General features: G+C 43.7%; 22 protein-coding genes. 8 read left to right on the top strand and 14 right to left on the bottom strand.

Annotated elements, in window-relative coordinates; translation table 11 throughout:
- Positions 1 to 51: 51 nt before the first annotated feature.
- The 7 genes from QT327_RS01640 to rbsK all read right to left on the bottom strand — a co-directional run bounded on the left by QT327_RS01640 (position 52) and on the right by rbsK (position 10,005).
- Positions 52 to 975, bottom strand: coding sequence for a helix-turn-helix domain-containing protein (locus QT327_RS01640; RefSeq protein WP_130855310.1), 924 nt, complete (start codon positions 973 to 975; stop codon positions 52 to 54).
- 10 nt (positions 976 to 985) lie between these two features.
- On the bottom strand, positions 986 to 1,870 hold the full coding sequence (locus tag QT327_RS01645; protein ID WP_130855309.1) for an NmrA family NAD(P)-binding protein: 885 nt from the start codon (positions 1,868 to 1,870) through the stop codon (positions 986 to 988).
- Between the two features lie 84 nt (positions 1,871 to 1,954).
- The gene (locus tag QT327_RS01650) at positions 1,955 to 3,487 is read right to left on the bottom strand and encodes an ADP-ribosylglycohydrolase family protein (RefSeq protein WP_289551780.1); all 1,533 of its coding nucleotides are present in this window, start codon (positions 3,485 to 3,487) and stop codon (positions 1,955 to 1,957) included.
- Positions 3,488 to 3,505: 18 nt separating this feature from the next.
- Positions 3,506 to 5,068 (bottom strand): RagB/SusD family nutrient uptake outer membrane protein, encoded by a 1,563-nt coding sequence (locus tag QT327_RS01655; protein WP_149105857.1) that lies wholly within the window; start codon positions 5,066 to 5,068, stop codon positions 3,506 to 3,508.
- Positions 5,069 to 5,078: 10 nt separating this feature from the next.
- The gene (locus QT327_RS01660) at positions 5,079 to 8,015 is read right to left on the bottom strand and encodes a SusC/RagA family TonB-linked outer membrane protein (protein WP_289551782.1); all 2,937 of its coding nucleotides are present in this window, start codon (positions 8,013 to 8,015) and stop codon (positions 5,079 to 5,081) included.
- Between the two features lie 31 nt (positions 8,016 to 8,046).
- Positions 8,047 to 9,003 carry a GRP family sugar transporter gene (locus QT327_RS01665; RefSeq protein ID WP_289551783.1) on the bottom strand — a complete coding sequence of 319 codons (957 nt, stop codon included), beginning with the start codon at positions 9,001 to 9,003 and terminating at the stop codon, positions 8,047 to 8,049.
- Positions 9,004 to 9,090: 87 nt separating this feature from the next.
- Positions 9,091 to 10,005 carry a ribokinase gene (rbsK, locus tag QT327_RS01670; RefSeq protein ID WP_130855304.1) on the bottom strand — a complete coding sequence of 305 codons (915 nt, stop codon included), beginning with the start codon at positions 10,003 to 10,005 and terminating at the stop codon, positions 9,091 to 9,093.
- 213 nt (positions 10,006 to 10,218) lie between these two features.
- On the opposite strand from rbsK, the gene QT327_RS01675 reads away from it, so the two are divergent.
- The 4 genes from QT327_RS01675 (at position 10,219) to QT327_RS01690 (ending at position 13,655) form a co-directional block, all read left to right on the top strand.
- Complete coding sequence (locus QT327_RS01675) at positions 10,219 to 11,706, top strand: hypothetical protein (protein ID WP_130855303.1); 1,488 nt, start codon at positions 10,219 to 10,221, stop codon at positions 11,704 to 11,706.
- A gap of 74 nt (positions 11,707 to 11,780) precedes the next feature.
- Positions 11,781 to 12,638 (top strand): helix-turn-helix transcriptional regulator, encoded by an 858-nt coding sequence (locus QT327_RS01680; protein ID WP_130855302.1) that lies wholly within the window; start codon positions 11,781 to 11,783, stop codon positions 12,636 to 12,638.
- A 73-nt stretch (positions 12,639 to 12,711) separates the two neighbouring features.
- Positions 12,712 to 13,428 carry a siderophore-interacting protein gene (locus tag QT327_RS01685; RefSeq protein ID WP_130855301.1) on the top strand — a complete coding sequence of 239 codons (717 nt, stop codon included), beginning with the start codon at positions 12,712 to 12,714 and terminating at the stop codon, positions 13,426 to 13,428.
- A gap of 14 nt (positions 13,429 to 13,442) precedes the next feature.
- Positions 13,443 to 13,655 (top strand): hypothetical protein, encoded by a 213-nt coding sequence (locus tag QT327_RS01690; RefSeq protein ID WP_013667579.1) that lies wholly within the window; start codon positions 13,443 to 13,445, stop codon positions 13,653 to 13,655.
- Here QT327_RS01690 and QT327_RS01695 read toward each other — a convergent pair.
- A complete protein-coding gene (locus tag QT327_RS01695; RefSeq protein WP_130855300.1) occupies positions 13,647 to 14,543 on the bottom strand; it encodes a LysR family transcriptional regulator in 897 nt (298 codons plus the stop codon). The two genes, QT327_RS01690 and QT327_RS01695, sit on opposite strands and share 9 nt — an antisense overlap.
- Positions 14,544 to 14,633: 90 nt before the next feature.
- Between QT327_RS01695 and QT327_RS01700 the strand changes: the two genes are divergently transcribed.
- Positions 14,634 to 15,503, top strand: coding sequence for an alpha/beta fold hydrolase (locus tag QT327_RS01700; RefSeq protein WP_130855299.1), 870 nt, complete (start codon positions 14,634 to 14,636; stop codon positions 15,501 to 15,503).
- Between the two features lie 30 nt (positions 15,504 to 15,533).
- Entirely contained in the window at positions 15,534 to 15,944 is a 411-nt protein-coding gene (locus QT327_RS01705; protein WP_289551785.1) for a nuclear transport factor 2 family protein, read from the top strand.
- A 10-nt stretch (positions 15,945 to 15,954) separates the two neighbouring features.
- Here the strand turns inward: QT327_RS01705 and QT327_RS01710 are convergent, their stop codons facing one another.
- The 4 genes from QT327_RS01710 to QT327_RS01725 are packed head-to-tail and all read right to left on the bottom strand — an operon-like array spanning position 15,955 to position 18,476.
- Positions 15,955 to 16,863: a helix-turn-helix domain-containing protein gene (locus QT327_RS01710; RefSeq protein WP_289551786.1), complete on the bottom strand. Its 909-nt coding sequence runs from the start codon at positions 16,861 to 16,863 to the stop codon at positions 15,955 to 15,957.
- 8 nt (positions 16,864 to 16,871) lie between these two features.
- Positions 16,872 to 17,225, bottom strand: a complete 354-nt coding sequence (locus QT327_RS01715) for a hypothetical protein (RefSeq protein WP_130855296.1) — start codon at positions 17,223 to 17,225, stop codon at positions 16,872 to 16,874.
- A 16-nt stretch (positions 17,226 to 17,241) separates the two neighbouring features.
- Positions 17,242 to 17,688: a DUF2147 domain-containing protein gene (locus QT327_RS01720; protein WP_130855295.1), complete on the bottom strand. Its 447-nt coding sequence runs from the start codon at positions 17,686 to 17,688 to the stop codon at positions 17,242 to 17,244.
- The gene (locus tag QT327_RS01725; protein WP_289551787.1) at positions 17,688 to 18,476 is read right to left on the bottom strand and encodes an SDR family oxidoreductase; all 789 of its coding nucleotides are present in this window, start codon (positions 18,474 to 18,476) and stop codon (positions 17,688 to 17,690) included. The genes QT327_RS01720 and QT327_RS01725 overlap by 1 nt, the downstream gene beginning before the upstream one ends.
- Before the next feature lie 195 nt (positions 18,477 to 18,671).
- On the opposite strand from QT327_RS01725, the gene QT327_RS01730 reads away from it, so the two are divergent.
- Positions 18,672 to 19,196, top strand: a complete 525-nt coding sequence (locus QT327_RS01730) for a hypothetical protein (RefSeq protein ID WP_289551789.1) — start codon at positions 18,672 to 18,674, stop codon at positions 19,194 to 19,196.
- 79 nt (positions 19,197 to 19,275) lie between these two features.
- Here the strand turns inward: QT327_RS01730 and QT327_RS01735 are convergent, their stop codons facing one another.
- Together QT327_RS01735 and QT327_RS01740 are read right to left on the bottom strand one after the other, a co-directional pair.
- The gene (locus tag QT327_RS01735) at positions 19,276 to 19,794 is read right to left on the bottom strand and encodes a hypothetical protein (protein WP_289551790.1); all 519 of its coding nucleotides are present in this window, start codon (positions 19,792 to 19,794) and stop codon (positions 19,276 to 19,278) included.
- Between the two features lie 98 nt (positions 19,795 to 19,892).
- A complete protein-coding gene (locus QT327_RS01740) occupies positions 19,893 to 20,249 on the bottom strand; it encodes a MarR family winged helix-turn-helix transcriptional regulator (RefSeq protein WP_289551791.1) in 357 nt (118 codons plus the stop codon).
- 118 nt (positions 20,250 to 20,367) lie between these two features.
- Between QT327_RS01740 and QT327_RS01745 the strand changes: the two genes are divergently transcribed.
- On the top strand, positions 20,368 to 22,620 hold the full coding sequence (locus QT327_RS01745) for an ATP-binding cassette domain-containing protein (protein ID WP_289551793.1): 2,253 nt from the start codon (positions 20,368 to 20,370) through the stop codon (positions 22,618 to 22,620).
- Positions 22,621 to 22,644 lie beyond the last annotated feature (24 nt).

Raw genomic sequence — 22,644 nt, forward strand, 5'->3', positions numbered from 1 at the left:
CACCGGATTAACAATACATTAACAATTAAGATAGTTTAACGTATTATGTTATCAACTCCATCCGTTAAATGAAGCCCGAAAAGCTAGGGGTGTCAAGTTTGTTTTACTTTTGAAGAGCTTACTGAAGCTTTGCGGATGCTCAAAGCCCAGGTTGTAGGCTATTTCGCTCACCGACCGATCAGTTGTTGACAATTGTTCTTTCGCTATTTCAATGACTTTATGGTGTATATGCCATTGCGTGCTTTGCCCGGTTAATAGCTGGAGCAAGTTGCGGAGGTAGGTAGGCGATACGTGCAAACTATCGGATATATATTTTACAGTCGGCAAGCCTTTATGCATTAAATCCCCATCGTCGAAATAGTCGGCAAGCAGCCGTTCCAACCGATCGAGTATTTGGTGGTTACTTACCTGTCGGGTGATAAATTGCCTTTGGTAGAAGCGATCAGCGTAATTAAGTAAGGTCTCTATTTGAGAAATAATAATAGGTTGACTGAATTTGTCGATATTCGTTTGATATTCCTGTTCAATGTTTTGAATAATGCCATTTAAGGTCGATTCCTCCTTTGCTGAGAGGAATAGAGCCTCATTCACTGCATAATCAAAAAAATCATATTTTTTAATCGCCTTGGCCAAAGATGTATTCCAAAGGAAATCCGGATGAAATAGCAGTAGCCAGCCGGCATGTTGCATAGCAGCATCGCTACTTTTCGTAATACTAAACACCTGATTGGGTGCCATAAAAAATAGCACCCCCTCATCAAAATCATACACCTGTTGACCATAGCGTATCTTCGCATTGCTCATTCGCTTTAAAGAAATGGAATAAAAGTCCAATATCAAGCTGTCCCAATCATAAGAAGAATCATGCTGAATGAGCCGATAATCCACCACGCTGACCAATGGATGTTCGGGCTCAGGCAAATTGCGCAGCTTATGAAATTCACTAATGGATTTAATACGCCTTGGTACAGACATAAATTTTTAATTAGTTACGATGAAAAACATGCGCAAACTCTTCTGCATAACTTTCAAGCGATACCCTCCCAAATGCTGGTGGATGCTCGTCAAAATCCGCTCGCAATTTTCCGTTATGAATGGCCATTCCCAATTCGATCAGCTTTTCCGCTGTCTCCTGACGCATTCCTCTATCCCGCAAGTTTTTCATCACCTCATCTTCCGGTAAAGTTAACCATTTCAGATCAGGCATACCAATTGCCTTACCCAAAATCGTGGCAACCTCATTGCACGTACGATCATCGCTGACCACATACCGGATCGGCCTTGTTTCCCCTACAAGCGTTAGCTCTTCCGCTACGGCATCTGCAATATCCAGTGGCGAAACCATCGGTAATCGATCGTTACCGCCATAAACAGCGCCTATGAATCCTGCTGTCTTAATCATTCCGATAAAAGACTCCAAATTATAATAAAAAAAACCTGGACGAACATGCGTTAAATTAATAGCCGGGATTTTATTCAACATCTGCTCCACACGATAAGAACCCGTAATGATGCCGGTCGCCGATGGCAAATGTGCTCCATAACTGCTCAAATGAACAATTCTTTTCACACCGGATTTCCGTATAGCATGATCATATATTTTTCCGGTAGATTCGTAATAAACGATTTGATCGGGCTGCGTAAAGTCGGGCGGTATCATACAAAAGGCTGCATCCGCACCAAGAAATACTTGTTCAAGAAACTCACTGTCAAGCAAAGATCCGATCGCAGCTTTTGCACCCAGTGTTTCAATATCCCTTTGCCTATCGGGATTGCTACTAATAAGTGTTACCGCATGTCCTCTCTTTACTAATTGTTCCGTTAGCGGACTACCGATATGTCCTAAAGAACCTGTTACTATAATCTTCATTTTTTATGCATTTTATTTGTACAAAAGTCCCTCTTTGCATAAAAATGGATGTAGCCGAATCGATCTATTTTGTAGTTAAAAAACTTAGTCTCGCTCGTTGTACACAATGTAATCCCAGGCCTGCACATGATGTTTATCACTTGGGTTTTTTATCCGTACACGTACCTGATGTTTTCCCGTTGGCAGCTGATATTTCCAGAAAAGCTCATACCTTCGCGTGCGATAAGCAGTCGGCAGCTTTGCTCGTTCCATTAACTTTCCGTCAATGTAACACTCCGCGTCAAAAACATAGTCCGCTGCTACCCCAACGTTCCGATTAGCGGCACCCCGCAGTACAAAACCGGTACCTTCCACTTCGAACGAAAACTCATCGGAAATGCTCTGGTTGATGCTTTGCTTTGCAATTGGATACACGCCCTCAAAGCTTTGTTCCAATTTTACGGTTTTGATCGGCTCCACCGGAATCCTTACTTGTGTCGGTGTCACTACCCCTCCATTTTTACGTAGCATTTCCAAAGCGTGCTTATAACTAATATCGTATACTTTGTTGAGCGACATGCGCGTGTATTTGAAATCCATATCCTCCACATCCCTTAAGCCCTTTTTCCAGAAGTCCGGAATTTTATTATAGCCATAAATAGTACCCAGTACACCTGCTGCAGAAGAAGGGTTACAATCCGAGTCCTGGCCGGCACGCGTTGAAATTTCCAAGGTTTTGGTAAAATCACCTTTGCCATAAAGCAGGCCCAATACCACGTAGGCAGCGTTCACCTTGGCGTCAATATCAAGCGGAGCAAAAATACCTTCCGGGCAACCTACCTCCTCCGTCCACTTACGTTGAATTTCAAACCAGGTTTTCTTCCAATCGTCGGGATATTGGTCGTGCCAGCGAATCACATCCGCGAGGCATTGATAGAAACTGCTTTCTACCGGAATCGTCTTCAAAGCTTCCTTCACTATAAAATCGACATCATCATGCAAAAAAGCCAAGGCGTACATGGCTCCCATATATACCCCACCATACCAACCATCACCGTAATTCATGATATGTCCTACCTTATCACTGAGCGCCGAGGCAGCATTCGGCATACCGGGACTCATTAAGCCTGCAAAATCCGCTTCTATTTGAAAGTCGATATCATCCGCGTGCGGGTTATTCAGCCAATGTCCCGATTCGGGCGCCTTCAGCCCGTTCAATATATTATATCTCGCGGCTTGATTGGCGTGCCATAGATTATAGCCGGCATTAGCAAAAGCATGCGCAAAAGAATCCACCGGCGCCTCAATCCCGTAGCGTTCGATTACATCCACAAAAGTCAAGTCCATATATATATCATCGTAGAGATCGGGCCATTCCAGCATCAGCTTCTTAATTTGGCCGTCGCTCCAGGGAATCGGTTGATAATCCTGGATAAAAGTACCGTTATGCCGGAATTCGGTATAACTTCCAAAAGAAACACCGATCGTCTGTCCGGCCCAACCACCTTTAATCTTATCCAATAATTTGGCCCTATCGATAGTCACTTCTTCCCTGCCGGGATGATCCATGACTTTTGCTATCAGTTCCGAAGAAGTGGCGAGTAAAAAAACGGCCACTTTAAATAAAGTATTCATCATATTAAAGGTTTAAAAAATTTAATTGTATCCGGGGTTCTGTTTTAAGTTCGGGTTCGCCTGCATCTCCGTAAACGGAATCGGAAAAAGATTCAGATGTTCACTTTGTGAGGCCGAGTGAAAGCGCCATTCACCGCGGGTATAATTATTATCAAAACGGATTAACTGCGATCGTCTCAAACCTTCCAGTGCAAACTCACGCCCCCACTCGAGCAGCATATTTCCCCATCTAACAGCTGTACCGTTCACCTGAACGGTTTCCGTTAAGTCTGAAGCGCTCAATGCCGACTCCACGCTTCGCTTGCGTACCGCATTCACCAAGATTGCCGCTTCATTTGCATCTTCTCCCAATCGTAAAATGCACTCTGCTTTCATATAATAAACCTCAGCGTAACGCATAGCCACCCAGTCATTGTTCATCGCTCGGCTTGTTCCCATTTCGATTTCATATTTTCCGCAACGATAGCCTTCGGCCTCGCCGCCATTCTCCAAACTGGATACCTCTTTAGTATAATTCAATGGTTTTCCGGCCCATCCTGGTACAATTCCTGTACAATAAAGCATCGATCCGTCACTACCATACTGCTGGCCCATACGCCAAGTCTTCTCCAGACGATGATCATCCGCTGCATAATGCTCAACAAACGAAGGGACCGCACAAACCCCATTATCCAGCCAGGTCTGCAAGTTAAAGGTCTTTACGTTAGAAGGATGCAGTGTTTTCTGCAAGGCCATATAAATCGTACTACCTGTTTTTACCTCATCGTTAGGATAAGCGAATATGATCTCCGGTGAGTTTTCGTTACGCACCGCAAAAGGAGCACTATAATCCGGTTCCAGGCTATACTTCCCGGAAGCGATAATTTCATCGCACAAAAGCTTACAGGCATCATACATGGGTTTCCCAATCCAAGCTTCCGCATTTAAATACAAGCGCGCCAATAGCATTTTCGCATTGAATTTATTAAACCTTCCGTAAGAAAGTCGAGTATCCTCACTCAATAAATCTACATTTTTTTTGATACTCGCTTCAATAAAATCGAACACTTCCTGCCTTGTATTAGTCGCCGGTAAATATCCCGGTTCCACATCAAAACGATCGATCAGCGGCACATTTCCAAAAGCTTCGCAGAGAATATAATACCAGTAGGCTCTCGCCAGCTCTAATTCGGCAATAAATCTGTCCTTGTTCTGAATAGGGAACTCGGCCTTATTGATCTGATAAATCACGCGATTGCAATCACTGATACCGCCATAAGCTTGGCCCCAAAGATCGGAAAAATGCGGATCCTCACTTCGCCACGTGTGATTATTCAAACGGATGTAAATTCCACCGTCAAACCACGCAGCCCTCGGCGTCACCACAATATCTGTGGTCTCCTCAAAATCCCACCATTTACGCCATTCCAACAAGCCCCTATATCCTCCATATACTGGCGCCACTGCTGCCAGCAGATCCCGCTCGTCCCGATAGAAATGCTCTTCCGTCAGTTGATCATACACCTCCTCATCCAGATTGGTACAAGCACTAAAGCTCAATATATTTAATAACACAAATGTTATTCGAAATAGATACATTTTCATAATACACGATTTATAGGTTAATCATACAGCCCAATGTATAGGATCGCACCGTAGGATAAAGCGATTTACTTTCAACTCCCGGCGCTAAGCCTTTTATACTTACCTCCGGATCCATGCCTTTGTAGCCGGTAAAGGTATATAGGTTAAGGCCCGAGAGATAGACCCGTAACCTTTTAAAATACTTATTGTTCAGGTTCAGGTTGTAGCCAAAAGTTATGTTGTCAATCTTTACAAAATCTCCATCCTCGATAAAATAGCTATTATAAACCTGCGGTTCCCATACATAGGAATTACTGCCAAAGGGTTTATTTAGGGCTGATTTAGGGAGGTTTCCCTCACTTATCCTACCCATCGTTTCCCAATGCGCACGGTATTCATTAAACACCTGGTAATCAAATGCACCCCTCACCATCATCCCTAGATCAAACTTCCTATAGCGCATATATACATTCAAAGAAGCATACATCTTTGGCAGGCCGTTTCCAAGCACTTGCTTATCTTCCTGTCCTGCCTCACTCTGCAGTTTTTGTCCGCCGTCCAATGCCTCAACCAGCCACCTACCTTCCTCAGATAGACCTACTGCTTTCAATCCGTAAAAATTACCCAAAGGTTCGCCCTGTTTAACAATATGGGTGTATTGTTGTATACCCGATGAGGTCCAACCCGTATACCAGTAATCCCGCTGATAGCTTTCGTTCGATAAGGATACCACCTTGTTCTTATTATAGGAGAAGTTGCCCGTCAAACTCAAATCAAACTGTTCACGTTGCACAGCTTTTCCTGTTAATGAGATTTCCACTCCGCGGTTATTTATTTTACCCACATTTGCCCACATCGAACTGGTATAATTAGGAGGCACTGGCACCTGGTATTCGGCCAGTAGATTGCTGGTCGTACGATCATACAGATCCAACGTAGCGCTTATTCGGCTTTTCAGTAAGCTTACATCCAAACCAACGTTCCATTCAGCTTTCCGCTCCCACTTCAGATTTGGATTAGGGTTAGATGCCGGGACCACCCCACGTATCCATTCGCCATTAAGAAAACTAGGTGAGGTATAATTTAAAAGTACAAGGGATTGATAGGCACTTCCGATCTCCGTACCCGTGATGCCATATCCAACGCGTAACTTCAGGTCGTCAATAGCCTTTGCGTTTTCCATAAAGCGCTCCTTCGAGATTCGCCAGCCCGCTGAAACCGCAGGAAAGAAACCCCATTTGTTATCCTTTCCGAATTTGGTAGATCCTTCCCGCCGAAGACTGGTCATCACCATATATTTATCCGCATAATTGTAAGTAAGCCGTCCGAAGAAAGAAATGAGCTTACTATTATTACGATAGCTCGACAGCTGTGCCCTCCCATCTAAGATGGCATTTGACGATTGAATGTTCCAAGCCTCAAAATAGTCGGTCGGAAAATCAAAGGCATACATGGAGCTTCCCTGCCGGTTAAAATCCTGATAATTGTAACCGATCATGCCCGTTATACTATGCAATCCGATGTCTTTCACGTAATCAGCCGTCAGTTCCAGTGTCCGATCCATATGCAAGTTATTCCACTTCGTAACTTCACCGTTCTTGTTTTCGATCGTTGTCGTAAAATAGCGGAAAGTATTCCATTTATCACGTGTATCGTCATAGCGTTGAAATCCGCCCATAACACTTACATTTAAATTACTGATGGGTGAATACGTTATTCGTCCACTGGTTAATAAGGTATTCGCCCGCTGCTTATCCGTTTCCTCATTCAGTAAAGCAACCGGATTATAAGGTTTGTAAGAAACCCCGTATTCGTTGTAAGTTCCGTCCGCTGCATAAACCGGTCGCGTTGGATTTGACAACATCGCTTGCAGAAAAGCATCATACCAAGTAACCTGCTGCGTAACCATCGAATTGCTGATATTAAACTGGAATTTCAATTTATCGTCCCACATATTGTGGTTGATATTGGCTTTCAAAATAATCGGCTTCTTATAAGTGCGCAGTAAAACTCCCTCCTGTGAACGATAGGTTCCCGAAAGCATGTAGTTTGTACTTGCCGTCCCGCCTCTTAGCGAAAGATTATGCACAAAATTGATCGGCGTCCGTGTTACCTCCTCCACCCAATCCGTAGAAGTGCCCTCATCGCTTACCTTGTCCGCAAACTGCGGATCCTGTAATAGGCTCCGATAGTCCGTCGCATTCAACAGTTCCGGCTTTTTCTGCAACTGCTCATAACTGTAATATGTATGGTAATCCAAAGAAGCTGCACCGGCCTTTGCCTTTTTAGTTGTTACAAGGATCACCCCGTTTGTACCACGCGTACCATAAATGGCTGCAGCCGATCCGTCTTTTAACACATCAATAGACTCCACGTCTTCAGGTGCAATGGCGTTCAGACTCCCGCCGGGGATTCCATCAATAACCACTAAAGGGTCCGATGAAGCCGATATTGTGGAAACGCCTCGGATGTTAATTTGAACACCGGCGGTCGGGTCGCCCGATGGATTGGACATTTGCAGGCCCGCCACTTTACCTTGCAGGAGCTGCGTAGGACTCCGCACCATACCCTGTACAAATTCGTCCGATTTTACATTTGCGATAGCGCTGGTCACTTCGCCTTTCTTCATCGATCCATATCCTACTACCACCACCTCGTCCAGTTTTGAGGCGTCGGGCACGAGCTGCACAATCACAGAAGCCCTTCCCTGCAGAGGTATCAAGCGATCAGTATAGCCCAAATACGTGATTCGAAGCGTATCCTGTAAATTGGCTACTGATAACTCAAAACGACCTTTTTCATCCGTTAAGGCCGTTTTTCCGCTACCAACGGCCGTAATGCTGGCCTTTACCAGCGCACGCTCAGTCCCTTGTTCTTTAACCGTCCCCTTTACGGTCAACTGTGCGAAACCGGGAAGATACCATAAGGAAAAACAGAGCAATAAGAAGCCCTTAGAAATCTTTTCCATTTCTTTTGAAATTAAGGTTTACAAATTAGGTTCAGTTTCCCGCCATTATTATCAATCCGAGACCGATAATAAAAAGCAGAAACATGGATGTTATATAAAATTTAACGGTTTTGCTCCCACCTTGAAACTCCTTCCAGACAAACACGCCCCACACTGCGGCAACCAGAGTAGCCCCCTGTCCCAGTCCGTAGGAAATCGCCGGACCGGCCTTTCCTGCGGCAATCAGGTTAAAGAGATTTCCAAGCCCCCAGATAGCGCCACCCAGAAGCCCCACTGTATGCATGCGCAGCGGGCCGCGGAAATACATGCTATATGTGATAGGCGGTCCCTCCAAGGGTCTCCGCATCAAGAAGCTGTTAAAAAACAAGTTGCTCACCGCGATTCCGAGTGCGAAAATCACAAAAGCGGTATAAGGCGTCATCTTTCCTACAGCGGGTGTCCTAAAATCCGAGAGGTCCATGCCGGCCGCTACAAAGGGATAAAAGGTTGACATCAATATCCCCGCAATGATCGAAACGACAATCCACTTTCCCGTAGCGCGACTATCCATATTTCCACCTCGATGCATACGATAGGCCAAGGCGTTCAGGATGATGGCCACACTCACACAGGTGACACCCGTAAAAAGCAAAAGAGGATCTCCCTTACTCGCCAGCACGTAGTTCAATACGACGCCAATAATCAAGGCCAGGCCAATGCCAAGTGGAAAGGCCACCGCCATACCCGCATGAGCGATGGCGGCTGTGAGCAGGATGTTTGCCAAATTAAATACCACACCGCCTATCAGTGCACTCCGGATATTAGCGGCTTCTGCCTGCTCCAAGTCTTGTAAAAAAGACCTTCCCCCCTCACCATAACTACCTAGCGTGAATGCACCGAGCAGTGCAAACAGCAGAATGCCCAATACATAATCCCAATAGAACAGTTCGAACCGCCACTGCCCCTGCACTAACTTTTGCGTATTAGCCCATGAACCCCAGCAGAGCATGGTAATTAGGCAGCATACGACCGCCAGCGTATAGGTTTCTACAATAAACATAATCCGTTTAAAATTTGGTTAATTGGTTCAATATTGCTAGCTGATGATACTCATCAGCACCTCATTCCGGTACGGAATAGATGATTGCGCGCCCAAACGGGTTACGGCAATAGCAGCAGCCCGACAGGCAAAGTTTGTCGCTTCGCGCAGAGGCTTACCCTCAGCGATCGCTACGGCCAAAGCCCCGTTGAATACATCGCCCGCAGCCGTAGTATCGATGGTTTCCACACTTGGTGCAGGAACATGGAAGAATGCATCATCCTCCAACACCGCAGCGCCCTGCTTTCCCATGGTAATAATTACCTGCTTGGGACCTTTTGCTTGTATCTTCCGAGCAGCTTGCCCGGCACTGTCCAGGTCAGCTATCCGTATACCCGATAACATTTCGGCTTCACTTTCATTCGGTGTTATGATATCCATCAATTCAAACACTTCCTTAGGCAGTTCATTTGCGGGCGCTGGATTCAGGATGATCTTCATCCCTTTCTCTTTGGCCCTTTTGGCTGTGTAAGCCACAGTGTCCATGGGTATTTCGAGCTGAATAAGCAGCAATGCCGCATCGGGATAATAGGTAAGCGCCTTTTCCACATCGGTCGCTTTCAAGTTCGCATTCGCTCCCGGTGCCACCACAATGCTGTTTTCTCCCTTTTGATCAACGGTTATCAAGGCAATGCCGGAAGGCAGCGCAGCATCCGAAACAATACCCTGCGTGTTCACTCCTTCTTCCTCGAATAATTGGGCTGACTGTTTGCCGAAGATATCATCGCCCATCTTTCCAATAAAAGCAACATCCCCACCCAAGCGTGCTACCGCGATGGCCTGATTGGCGCCCTTGCCACCGGGGTTCATAAAAAAAGACCCGCCTAATACAGTCTCTCCCGGTCGGGGAATATGACTTGTTTTGACCACCATGTCCATGTTCATACTACCTGCTACGATAATTTTCTTCATATATGATCTAAGGAAAAAGTTTATAATTTGATCAACTGCCTTGTGCAGCTTTATCTATTTTCAAAGATAGTCCCTTAACAGTTTCAAAATAGACACAAATTCATATAATTCCTGAATCGTAATTTTATTTTTTAATCTCTATATTTACCACATAACACTCACTAACAACCATTTGTAAACAGACTATTATTTTATTTTCCTGAATTTATTAATATGCTGAAGCTTGAACTGGAAAAATTGATCGGTGGACTATCTGTTTCGGAGCGGAAGCAGTTCAAACAACACTGCGCCGGGCAAAGGGCTCACAAAGAATATGTAGCTTTATTCGATCTGCTGACACAATATCGGGTAGCACCTGACCAGCAGGCTGAAAGTTTGTTTGCTGCGCGCTTCCCTGGAAAATCTTTTGAAAATACCGCAGCTTATTTATACAAGGTACTCAGCAATATGCTCATCCAAACACGAATTGAACAAGATACCTGGTATGCACGTTATCAAGCGCTCATGAAAGCTCGTTTATGCTTTGAGCGTTCACTTCCTTCGATGGCCTTAAAAGAATTGAAGAAAGCCAGGAAACTTGCAATAGAAGCGGAAGATCCCTACATTCAATATCAATCTTTACGCATGGAGCTGGGTTATCTAACTGATATAGGCCTTCCCGATGTACCGGAACAGACACTGGTAGATCAACAAATGCTCGGACGGAACCTATTGCGTATCATGCAGCAGATCCACGAGCATCAATCGCTGTATCAGCTGCTAACCCAGCGCCTAAATCACGATCATGAGCTTGTTTCCCAAGACCAAAAGAAGATAACTGATTTGGTATTGAGCGAATTAAGTATCACCAATCGAGGGATGCGTCATCAATTTGAATCAAAGAAAGTTCATTTGCTCTTCCAATCGTTCTTTTTCATCCGCACCGGTGAGTATCACGCAGCCTTAAAAATGTTCAAAGAATTGAACACGCTAATCGAGGCTCACGAAAATATGTGGAATTTCCCGCCCTACGACTATCTTTCTGCGCTACGAGGCATTCTTGATAGTCTACGAACCATTGGCTATTATGTCGAAATGCAGTATTTCATCCATCGTGTAGACAAACTATCTCAGGGCGCATACCCCGAGCATTTCATCCGCGAGGCAAGCCAAACTCATCACGTTTACCGACTCAATATGCTCACGCAGTTGCGTAAGGACGAAGAAGCCCTTCAACTTGTACTATCGCTCAAAAAACAACAATTGCTAAAGAATAACTTTTACTATCGCGACGAGCACAATGCCTTACTGTTTTTTACCGCTTTGGCTTACTTTCAGCAAGGCCGCTGGTCAGACGCCAACCAATACCTGCAGCTGGCTCTTCGTGAGCGTGAAGTAAGTAGTCAGCTCATATACCGTTCTACATGGCTACTGCATCTACTGGTACACATGGAACTGGATAATCTCGAATACCTTCACTACGAAATCCGGACCTATAAACGGGCATTCAGTAAGCAAGGTGGGATGTTCAAAATAGAGAAGTTTATTTTTAAGCTGGTCCAACTAGACCCCGGACGCTGCAGCATGCCAAAGAGAAAAGCCATTGCCGAGAAGTGGTTTACCCAGCTGGATGACTTACGATTGGATAAACGCGAGCGCCAACTCCTTAAATACGCCGATTTTATCGATTGGATTAAGCGAAAGATAGAAGATAAGCCATAAAAAATTGCGTATTCTATCCCGAATAAAAGAAACATCTATTAGTTTTGTCAGAACAATACATACGCTAAAAAGCCATGAACCGACGTGCCCATACCATTCCTTTAAATACGATGGCCAGTACATTCGGAACGGGTATTTTCCTCGAAACGGCCTCGTCGAGGGATGTAGAATTACATAAGCCCGCGGCAGAAGCGCATCGGGACGACTATCATTTATTTTGCATTCAGGACCAGGGAACAACCACGTTCGAGATCGACTTTCAACGCTATGAAGTCGTCGGCGCTGCGCTCATGTATATACAGCCCAATCAGGTACATCGGGTAATCGGCGTTGAGAAAGCGAACTTCCGTGTACTTATCATCAGTCATGACAACCTTCACCCCGAAATTCTCAATACACTGCAAGAAATAGCACCCGCAAAGCCGCTAAGATTGAGTCAGGAAGCTTTTAGTCTCGTCTCCGAAAGCATGTCGCTCTGCATCAAACATTTTCAACGGAAACAGGAAAAATTATATCACATCATACTCAGAGAGAGCTGCAATGCTTTAGTCGCCTTAATTACCTCTCAATATTCAGCACTTACCAAACCAACGGAAACCCTTTCCCGCTTCGATGTAATTACCAAAACATTCAAATCCATCCTGGAAAAGGACTTCACGCTCATAAAACGACCCACTGATTACGCCAGGCGATTAAAGGTCTCCACTGTTTACCTAAACGAGTGTGTCAAAAAAAGCACCGGCCAACCCGTACGCTATCACATTCAGCAACGTATCATACTTGAAGCGAAACGTTTACTTTATCATTCCAACAAATCGGTAAAAGAAATCGCGTTCGAGCTAGGTTATGACGATTATCCCTACTTTTCTCGTTTGTTCACCAAAATAGTTGGTATGACGGCATTAAGCTTTCGAAAGAAAAACCTTGATTAGTCCAATACTTACCCTGTTTCAGCCTTCTTTGCGCGGTCGTTTCGTGGTTTCTTTGTTCAAAAAAATAAAGATTATGCCAAGCGCTCCCAAATGGGTATTCGATGTTTTCGACCGTGTTTTATCGTCTAAGTCATCAACGATGGAGGTAACCAAGGTCGAATACCTATCCGATACCGTCAAGAGAATTCAATTTACAGGAAATTTTAGAAAGTTCAATTTCGGTGTAGGAAGTTTTATCGATTTCCGGGTAAGTGATACAGAGGCCAGGCGATATACCGTTTCTTATGTTGACGATATGCGCGAAAGACTTGAACTCATTGCGCATATACATGGTGAAGCACCCGGAAGCTGCTTTATGCGTAAGCTCGATATTGGCGACACGGTTAACATCAATCCGCCCCGAGAGTACAAGTATTATGAGCCAACAGCCGCAAAGTACGTCGTTTTTGGCGATGAAACATCCTTAGGACTTGCCTGTTCTTTCTTACCGGTGCTTATACAAAACCGGCATCAGTTTCAATTCTATTTGGAACTGGAAAAAGAAAATCACGACATCGTCTCGCTGTTGCCATTGAGCAATTGCACCGTATTTGATAAGAACGACGCATTTAGTGATGAGAAATGGGTGGACGCGCTACCCGTTGTCCAATCGACCGAATGGCAGCAATCCAACTTTGTCCTAACCGGGAACGCCAAATCGGTCCGAACATTCCGGAAGGTTTTGAAAGCCAGAAACGCGGGTAAAATAGTCTCACACGGTTATTGGCTGGAAGGAAAAAAGGGTTTATAATAAAATTTTATCAGATGATTTACATATTTAAAACTTCCGTACAGCGCGAAGAGGATATCCGGCAACTAAAGCCCTATTTAGATAGCATTCAACCGTGGGCGAAATGGAATTTTGATCTAGAGGATTGCGATAAAATCTTACGGGTCGATACCCCGCGCAATGATGCTTTTAGCATCATTCGCGTGTTGCATACGAATGGTTTTCAATGTGAAGAGCTGTCATATTGATTGCTCCACGTTCGAATGCTTCGATTGATTTTTATACATATCAATAAACACTTGCATCAGCTTGGATGAACGGCGGTTGCTACGCGAGATCAGGACTGTTGTCATCGTTCCGAGCGACTTGCTCAGCGGGAAAGTCTTGATCTCTCTCGCTGCATAATAGGAACTGACAATCTGCTCGGGCAAGATGCTAATGCCCAAACCCGCCTCTACAAAATTTATAATGCCCTCAATGGAATTCACTACAATAGGCCTATACTGTACGATGCCTTTTGCGCTTAATAGCGATTCCAATCTTTCCCGGAATACGCAGCCTTGATCAAATACAACAATCTTAGGGATTGCATGCCGGCTTAATTCCGATGATAAGGAGGCGGCCTTCCTATGCGCCAAGATAACCAATTGCTCTTCGTGAATGATTTCCTGCGTTAGACCGGAGATGCTAATAGGACCCGAAACAAAAGCCGCGTCTAGCTTATAGTCAAGTACATCCTGCACCAATTCCGGTCGCATGGCTGATTTGAATTCCAACTCTACATGTGGGTAGGCCGCACCAAAATCATGCAGAATCGTCGGAACACGAAGCGCCATGGTGGTTTCAATGCATCCGATTTTCAATGATCCCGTCAAGACATCAATATTTTTGACCTCTCTTTTCGCTTCATCCAGCAGGTGAGTAATCTCTTTAGCATATTGCATCAGCACTTCACCTGCCGGTGTCAATGCCACCTTTTTTGCATTTCGTTCAAAAAGCGATGTACCAAACTCCTCTTCCAAGCTGCGAATACGCGCCGTTACGTTCGACTGCACGGTAAACATCGCTTCTGCGGCCCGTGTAAAGCTACTATGCAATGCCACGGCCTCAAATATCCTTAGGTCATTTGTATTCATAAATCATAAATAATGATTTATTACATCATAATAAATCGTTTTTAATAATCAAATATCTGAAATAATTTTGGATAAGCAAAACAATAGAACATGAAAACAAATTCGATTCATTACCATACCCTGAGCGCTAACGGCATCAATATTTTTTACCGTGAAGCCGGCCCGACAGAAGCGCCAACGCTTTTATTGCTACACGGTTATCCAACTTCATCACACATGTTCCGGAGTTTGATCCCGATTTTAGCTGATCGTTATCACCTAATCGCGCCTGATCTTCCCGGCTTTGGCTACTCCGATGCACCTAGCAGAACGGTATTTACGTATACATTTGATAATCTGGCGAAAACCATGCAGGCTTTTATTGACAAATTAAACCTTAAAAGATTTGCCATCTATGTATTCGATTACGGCGCGCCTACGGGTTATCGTCTGGCACTCGCCAATCCTGAAAAAATCACCGGTATCATCTCTCAAAATGGCAATGCGTATGAAGAAGGTTTAGGCTCCGATTGGGGACCTATTCAAAAGTACTGGAAAGAAGATACGCTGGAAAACAGAGATGCACTCCGAGGCTTCGTTACATTAGAAGGAACCAAGTTTCAGTATTTTAGCGGTGTATCCGATCCAAGCTTAATAGCCCCTGAATCGTACACCCTGGATCAGTATTTTCTTGATCGCCCCGAATCGGATGAAATCCAGCTCGATCTGTTAAGAGATTACAAAAATAACGTCGCTTTATATCCAAGCTTTCAGGAATACTTCAGAACCTATCAACCCAAGCTTTTAGCTGTTTGGGGCAACAAGGATCCTTTCTTTTTGCCACCCGGCGCAGAGGCTTATAAAAGAGACATTCCCGATGCAAGCGTAAAATTCTATGACACCGGCCACTTTGCGCTCGAAACCCATGTGAACGAGATCGGCGCAGATATACTGGCCTTTTTAGACAGCCTGCCCCAATAGCCTAATACATAGTTTTTAAATTGATAATATATGGAACAGAAACATCCTTTACCGCCATTCACCTACGAAACAGCACTTCAAAAGGTACAATTAGCAGAAGACGCATGGAACAGTCGCGATCCCGAAAAGGTGTGCCTTGCCTATACCATCGATACCGAATGGCGCAACCGTTCGGAGTTCATCAATGGACGCGAAGAGGTGAAAGCTTTTCTTGCCCGAAAGTGGGCGCGGGAATTAGATTATAAGCTTAAGAAAGAGCTCTGGAGCTTTCAAGAGAACCGCATTGCCGTCCGTTTTGAATATGAATGGCATCAGGCCGAAGGACAATGGTATCGAAGTTACGGAAATGAAATGTGGGAATTCGATGAAAATGGGTTGATGCGGAAACGCTACGCTAGCATTAACGATTGTCCTATTACGGAACAGGAGCGGTATCTTTAACGTATAATCATCAGTTGAAAGACTGTCGAAACTCCAGGGGGCTGTGTTTGGTCTTGGCTTTGAATAGTTTGCTGAACGACTGAGCATGTTCAAAACCTAGTGCATAGGCGATTTCACTGACGGACAAATCGGAAGTAGAAAGCTGCTCTTTCGCTTTTTCAATCAGTTTTTCGTGAATATGCTGTTGGGTGGTCTGCCCCGTCAGCTGTTTCAGCAAACTGCTTAAATATTTCGTCGAAATATGAAGTTCGCTTGCGATGTAACCGACGGTCGGCAGACCTTTAGAAAGTAAATCTTCCTTATTGAAAGAAGATGCTAACACATCTTCCAGACGTTCCAGGATTTTATGATTGGTAATTTTTCGGGTAATAAATTGCCGCTCGTAAAAGCGTTGCACATAAGCAAACAACAATTCCAATTGAGCGATAATCACATCCTGGCTAAATTTATCAATATTTGTATGGTATTCCTGCTTAATATGGTCAATAATACTGTTAATAAGGGCCTCTTCCTTATCCGAAAGAAACAAAGCCTCGTTAGCGGCATAACCAAAATATTCATATTGTTTGATTTTTTTTGCCAGCGAAGTGCCCCAAAAAAAAGCAGGATCAATAAATAACATCCAACCTTCTAAGTTCGGTGGTGTGCTCCCCTCTTCTCCGCGCAAAATTTGCCCAGGCGCAATAAAAGCCATCACCCCCTCATCAAAATCATATCGCTGCTGCCCATAAATCAACTTATCACAACCTCTTTTCAGCGATATCATATAAAAATCAAAAACCGCCGCCGTTACAGACGAATTTCCCTTTAAGTCCGCACAATCAACGATACTAATAAGCGGGTGATGAGGTTTGGGTAGTCCGGATAAGCGATGCCCCTCCGTAATTGATTTTATTCTGACAGGTTTTGAACTTGACATAACAGAGTTTAGCTTTCAAATGGATACTTCAGCCAAATCAATATTAAGGGCATGATTAAAAACGGTATTTCGATCAAAGCCATTTTTGTGTTTCCTGCGTTTAACGCCAAGGCCATAATTAAAAGAATGGACACCGTGTTCAGCACATTCCCGAGAAAGAAAGTTCTCGGAAACAACAGCAAAAGCCCTATAAGGATCATCACGATTCCCATGATCGGGACATAAGACTCTTTGATACCCAACTCAGCCATCATCTTGGCAGATTCCGGATGATCTTTGACATGTAATGAATCCCATCCATGTTTAAAAGACAGGAAGACAGAGATTAATAGTAGGATGAGTGATATAATATGCTTTATCATGTTCAAATCATTTAGCTTATTGAATTCTTTTAAATTGCCTCGTTCTACCCAGCAGCGAAATGCCTACATAACCCCGGAATTCCAATTCATTGGCACTTTTTAATTTCGCTTTCACGTTATATGTTCGTCCATCGTCCGGATTGTATAACGTTCCCTCCTCATATTCACCCTGATAGTAGCGAAGATCACGAAGATTGACGATGTTCTGTCGAGATCTGTTTCGCAAATTCTTATCCGGATTCTTCGAATCCTTTTTGGGTGTTTTTCCATCCGCTTCAAACATCGTCGAAGCCCATAGCAGCTTCCCAAAGTATTTACCTTCCGATCTATATATCTCAAATTTAAGCTTTACATCTGAATCTTCACTAAACCAAACGCCTATTATTTTATCGGCAGGTAAATTTTGAGCAGATGCCGCAAATGCCATCCAGATCAAGGCAGTCGTAAAAAGTAAATTTCTCATTATTTCGTGCGATTAGTTCCATACATAAATGAAGCTCCCATTTTGCCCGCCTGTGCAATCATTAACTTCGGGGCGAGTCGGCTTACCATGCGCATCACTTTAGCAAGACCAGGGAACACTTCCTCTTTATTTTGCCGTATTCCTTTGATAGCGGCGTCCACAATTTTCTCCGGTGCCATCAGCATCTTCGCATTAAAACCATCCTCCTGCATAAACTTATCGTTCAATGATGTCGAGGAACCGGGAGCCACTAATTCCATTACTTTGATATCTGTATTTTTTAACTGCACCCTTAATGCTTGTGTATACGAACGTAAGCCAGCTTTACTCGCGCTGTATATGGGCGATATCGCAAAAGGCGAGAGTGCAATACCCGAAGTTACATTGAGAATAAGTGCCTTTTGTTGCTTTTTAAGTAAAGGCAAAAAAGTTTGTACCATCCGGATCGGCCCCATTAGGTTGATTTCCACCTCACGGGTAATGTCGTTCAGATCCTGCGCCTGCTGTAGACTTATTTTACGCATTTCTCCTGCATTGTTAATAAGCATATTCAGATTTGGAAATTGTACTGCAATATGATCATACAGCTCGCAAATGTCCTCCACTTGAGCCACATCACTCTTTATCACGTGTACAGCTGGAAGTCTACGTTTTATGTCTTGGAGTTTCTGTTCATTTCTCCCGGTAATGATAACCGTGTTACCCAGTGCAATCAGTTTAGAAGCAAAGGTGTAGCCGAAACCTCCCGTTCCGCCAGTAATTAAGATCGTATTCTTTTGCACGTTCATTTTGCTGATGTATTGTTTCAGCAAAGATCAGGCATCATTAGCTAGCGAATTTAACCAAAAGGAACATCGTCGTAGCCAAAAGGGCGAAATGTACGTGGGCACAGTAAACCTTTCCTATGTTCTAAAGTCAAAACTAAAAGCGCCATTAAGCTGGAACGATTTTTCGCTTTGACGCTTTCATTAAATTGAGCAAACATGAAAAGAGCAATATTATTAGCAGTTGCCGCCTTCACGATGGTAATTGTGGGACAAAGCCAAGTACATGCGCAACGCCACGAAAAGGACGATAAGTATTGGGAGCGACGTAAAGAAGCCGATAAAAAAAGATATGAATATTATCGTGAGCGCGACAAAAAGCGGGCAGAATATGCGCGTGAAGAAAGAAAGAGAGAAAAAGAGTACTATCGTGAGTCGGCTAAACGTCGTAAAGAATACTTAAAAGAACGCCGCAAGCATGGGCTACCTAGCTGGGCATTGGCACATCACTACGACGCAAGTCGCCATGTATATTTTCGCGATTATCATACCTTTTATGATCCCTATCGCGGCGGCTATGTTTTTTTAAACGGCGGGAATTGGCGTTTTTCAGCAGAAATACCTTCCTTCATGATCAATGTCGACCTTGGCCGCGCCAATATAATGGTAGTGAAGGATGTTCCGATAAGCAGGCACCCCGAGGACTTTTACGATGACTATGAAGAAGACTACTGGGATGATTAATGTGCTTTAATGTAGTGATTATTAGCGTAAAGCGCTGTAAAATAAGATACCCCATGACCTACTGCGCCAAGGGGTATCTTTATAAGCCATTTTCTTTATTAAAATGATCGAGTGCCTTACGCATTTTTTCATCTTTATCGTATACCTGCTGAAATAACTTTCCTTTTCGCTCCAACAATTCAAAGATCTTATCTTGCGCTAGCCTTATTTTTGTGGTATCCACGCCATGCGTTATTACTTGTTGCATAACCTCTTCCCGATCGGCCATATGTAGCAACTTCAACGCTTGATAATAATCAACCGCCGCTCGTTTTAAGGCCTCCCCTTCCTTCACGTTCCTAACAGAAATAGCAGAAGTTCTTTGTATCAAGGAATCAAATTGCGCTTCCTGTTTATCAATCGCTGATAAGGCGCCCTTAAAATCATCGTTTACCAAGCAATTCAATTTCGCCTCTTCCGGGCTTCCCTCACTTAGTATGATATCTTTTAGGTATTCGTCATTGGCGCTAATCGTGTTCCTTAGGTCAATAGCTTCCGTTGGTTTGCAGGAAGCAAGTACCAGCATGCCACCTATCGCAACAATAATTTTCGTCTTCATAAACGCTTCATCATTTCATGTGCAAATAAATTGATTTTTAACAACATATGGAATATTGCCTTTATTTTTGTTTGCACAGTCAATTATATTGTCGGTGTTCACAATTTAATTTTAGTCAATACTTTATTCAATAAATACGCTAAATCTTCCAACTCTTCTTTTGACAATATGGCGCTTGCTTGTTTGGTAACGTGCTCACGGAAGCTTTCTGAAGCATCTATTAACAACTTCCCTTTGTCGGTTGCTTTGAGATAAAAAACCCGCCGATCTTCATCGCTTTGCTCCTGAGATAGCAAATCATTTTCCAGTAAAAACTTAACCTGTCGGGATATGGCCGGTGCACTGATCCCGAAATCCATCGCCAATTTCTTTCCTGTTGTCTTCCCTTTGCGGTATATATACTCCACTAAGTTATAGTGCGTTGCGGTGACTCCATTAAAATCACCTTTGTTCATATTAGCTAATATATAACACTGAAGATCCGTAAAAACTTCAAAAAACCGTTTCTGCGCGTTTGTCATAAAACAAAAAAAGGTTAACTTAGTTAACTATTAACAAAGTTAATAAAAAAACATGTCTTCTATCAAAATCATCCATGCACGGCAAAATAACCTTAAAAATATTTCACTCGAGATTCCAAAAAAAAGTATCACCGTTTTTACGGGTGTCTCCGGCTCCGGCAAATCATCCTTGGTGTTTGAAACCATTGGTGCAGAGGCACAACGGCAGATCAATGAAACGCAGAGTAGTTTTATCCGAAATCGCTTACAGCACTATGGCGTTGCCGATGTAGATCGGATTGAAAATCTCAATGTTCCGGTCATTATCAATCAAAAAAGATTAGGGGGCAATGCACGTTCTACGGTCGGCACAGCAACCGATGTATATGCTCCTTTACGGCTTCTGTTTTCACGGATGGGCCAGCCTTTTGTAGGGTATTCTAATGTCTTTTCTTTTAATAATCCCCAAGGCATGTGCCCACAATGTGAGGGATTAGGCTTTGTTCAGACCGTCAACGTGTCCACGCTCATCGATAAGGAGAAGTCGTTAAACGAAGGCGCTATTTTATTTCCAACCTTCCAGCCTGGTGGCTGGCGTTGGACCCGCTATGTATATGCCGGTTATTTTGACAACGATAAAAAACTGAAGGACTATACCGAAGACGAGTGGAATAGGTTACTCTATGCGCCAGAGCATAAACCTCCGCACCCCGATAAAAATTGGGGCAAGACGGTAAAGTATGAGGGCGTAATCCCGCGAATTGAACAAGCTTTTTTACGAAAAGATGCCAAGGAATATCATACACGTAAACAGGCCTTAAAGCAGATAATAAGTACACAAACTTGCCCTTCCTGTAAAGGACAACGGTTAAATGAGAAGGTACTCTCTTGTAAAATAGGCGGAAAAAATATAGCAGATTGCACCGCATTAGCTATCGATGAGTTATTGCATTTCATTAATAACCTACAATCCGAAGCCTATGCCGTCATTCTTCAGGAAATAACCAAAAAGCTCCAAAACATCTGCGATATTGGTTTGCAATACTTAACGCTGGACCGGCGAACAGACACATTATCCGGTGGCGAGTCGCAGCGGATTAAAATGGTGAAATACCTTGGCAGTAGTTTGGTCGATTTACTTTATATTTTTGATGAACCCAGTATTGGTTTGCATCCAAAGGACGTTCAACATATCGCTTCGATCATCCATCAGATAAAAGACAAAGGAAATACCGTGCTGATCGTAGAACACGATCCGGATCTCATTAAAATAGCCGATCAGGTAGTAGACATGGGGCCGGGATCGGGCAGCAATGGCGGCGAAATCATCTACCAGGGCGGCTTTGCAGGTCTCAAGCAATCGGATGGAAAAACGGGCCGCTATTTCGCACAGCGTCCTTCGTTCAATAAAAATCCACGCAAGGCTAAGGGATATCTGGAAATCAAAAATGCCACCAAAAATAATTTAAAAAACGTTTCCGTGCGCATTCCCGAAGGTGTCTTTACCGTTGTCACCGGTGTAGCCGGCTCCGGAAAAAGCACCTTAATTCATGGTGTACTACCGGATTTTTATCCCCAAGCCACCATCATTGATCAATCGGCCTTCGTAAGCAATGTCCGATCCAATGTATTAACCTACCTTCATTTATCTGATGCCCTTAGAAAGCTCTTTGCTGACGCCAATCAGGTATCAGAAAAACTATTTAGCAGAAACAGCGAAGGAGCCTGCAAAAACTGCAAAGGCTTGGGCGTAGAAAAGATTGATCTTGCATTTATAGACGACATCGAACAACCATGCGAGGTATGTGGCGGTTCGGGATATGACCCGGAAGTTTTGCAATATACTTACCGCAAGTTGAGCATTGCCGATGTGATGAAGCTGACCATCACCGATGCAATTTCCCTTTTTCCTGAACCCCTGTTTTCAAAAGCTTTTAACTTGTTAATTCAGTTGGGATTGGAATACTTAACGCTTGGTCAACGGTTAGATACTTTTTCAGGTGGAGAAAGACAACGCCTGAAATTAACAAAAGAGCTGAGTGGTTCCGGCAATATCCTTATTTTGGATGAGCCGAGCACAGGCCTCCATCCTAGCGACACCGAAAAATTATTGATTTTTCTGAACCAGCTGGTTGATCAAAACAATACGCTTATTGTAATTGAACATAACCTCGACATCATTGCCAGAGCAGATTGGATTATTGATATTGGGCCCGGAGCAGGGAAATACGGCGGTGAAATTGTATTTGAAGGAACCATAGAACAGCTGTTAAAAAACAAAACCAGTGTTACTGCAAGCTACTTAAATCAGTATTTAAAGACATAGCCTTCGGGGTTTATCAGGACCCTA

This window comes from Olivibacter sp. 47 (assembly GCF_030372825.1).
In the GTDB taxonomy this organism is placed as follows: Bacteria; Bacteroidota; Bacteroidia; order Sphingobacteriales; family Sphingobacteriaceae; genus Olivibacter; species Olivibacter oleidegradans.

Bases quoted from the DNA above. Each gene is read 5' to 3' on its own strand.
- QT327_RS01640 (WP_130855310.1), bottom strand. From the start codon at position 975: ATGTCTGTACCAAGGCGTATTAAATCCATTAGTGAATTTCATAAGCTG.
- QT327_RS01645 (WP_130855309.1), bottom strand. From the start codon at position 1,870: ATGAAGATTATAGTAACAGGTTCTTTAGGACATATCGGTAGTCCGCTA.
- QT327_RS01650 (WP_289551780.1), bottom strand. From the start codon at position 3,487: ATGATGAATACTTTATTTAAAGTGGCCGTTTTTTTACTCGCCACTTCT.
- QT327_RS01655 (WP_149105857.1), bottom strand. From the start codon at position 5,068: ATGAAAATGTATCTATTTCGAATAACATTTGTGTTATTAAATATATTG.
- QT327_RS01660 (WP_289551782.1), bottom strand. From the start codon at position 8,015: ATGGAAAAGATTTCTAAGGGCTTCTTATTGCTCTGTTTTTCCTTATGG.
- QT327_RS01665 (WP_289551783.1), bottom strand. From the start codon at position 9,003: ATGCTCTGCTGGGGTTCATGGGCTAATACGCAAAAGTTAGTGCAGGGG.
- rbsK (WP_130855304.1), bottom strand. From the start codon at position 10,005: ATGAAGAAAATTATCGTAGCAGGTAGTATGAACATGGACATGGTGGTC.
- QT327_RS01675 (WP_130855303.1), top strand. From the start codon at position 10,219: ATGCTGAAGCTTGAACTGGAAAAATTGATCGGTGGACTATCTGTTTCG.
- QT327_RS01680 (WP_130855302.1), top strand. From the start codon at position 11,781: ATGAACCGACGTGCCCATACCATTCCTTTAAATACGATGGCCAGTACA.
- QT327_RS01685 (WP_130855301.1), top strand. From the start codon at position 12,712: ATGCCAAGCGCTCCCAAATGGGTATTCGATGTTTTCGACCGTGTTTTA.
- QT327_RS01690 (WP_013667579.1), top strand. From the start codon at position 13,443: ATGATTTACATATTTAAAACTTCCGTACAGCGCGAAGAGGATATCCGG.
- QT327_RS01695 (WP_130855300.1), bottom strand. From the start codon at position 14,543: ATGAATACAAATGACCTAAGGATATTTGAGGCCGTGGCATTGCATAGT.
- QT327_RS01700 (WP_130855299.1), top strand. From the start codon at position 14,634: ATGAAAACAAATTCGATTCATTACCATACCCTGAGCGCTAACGGCATC.
- QT327_RS01705 (WP_289551785.1), top strand. From the start codon at position 15,534: ATGGAACAGAAACATCCTTTACCGCCATTCACCTACGAAACAGCACTT.
- QT327_RS01710 (WP_289551786.1), bottom strand. From the start codon at position 16,863: ATGTCAAGTTCAAAACCTGTCAGAATAAAATCAATTACGGAGGGGCAT.
- QT327_RS01715 (WP_130855296.1), bottom strand. From the start codon at position 17,225: ATGATAAAGCATATTATATCACTCATCCTACTATTAATCTCTGTCTTC.
- QT327_RS01720 (WP_130855295.1), bottom strand. From the start codon at position 17,688: ATGAGAAATTTACTTTTTACGACTGCCTTGATCTGGATGGCATTTGCG.
- QT327_RS01725 (WP_289551787.1), bottom strand. From the start codon at position 18,476: ATGAACGTGCAAAAGAATACGATCTTAATTACTGGCGGAACGGGAGGT.
- QT327_RS01730 (WP_289551789.1), top strand. From the start codon at position 18,672: ATGAAAAGAGCAATATTATTAGCAGTTGCCGCCTTCACGATGGTAATT.
- QT327_RS01735 (WP_289551790.1), bottom strand. From the start codon at position 19,794: ATGAAGACGAAAATTATTGTTGCGATAGGTGGCATGCTGGTACTTGCT.
- QT327_RS01740 (WP_289551791.1), bottom strand. From the start codon at position 20,249: ATGAACAAAGGTGATTTTAATGGAGTCACCGCAACGCACTATAACTTA.
- QT327_RS01745 (WP_289551793.1), top strand. From the start codon at position 20,368: ATGTCTTCTATCAAAATCATCCATGCACGGCAAAATAACCTTAAAAAT.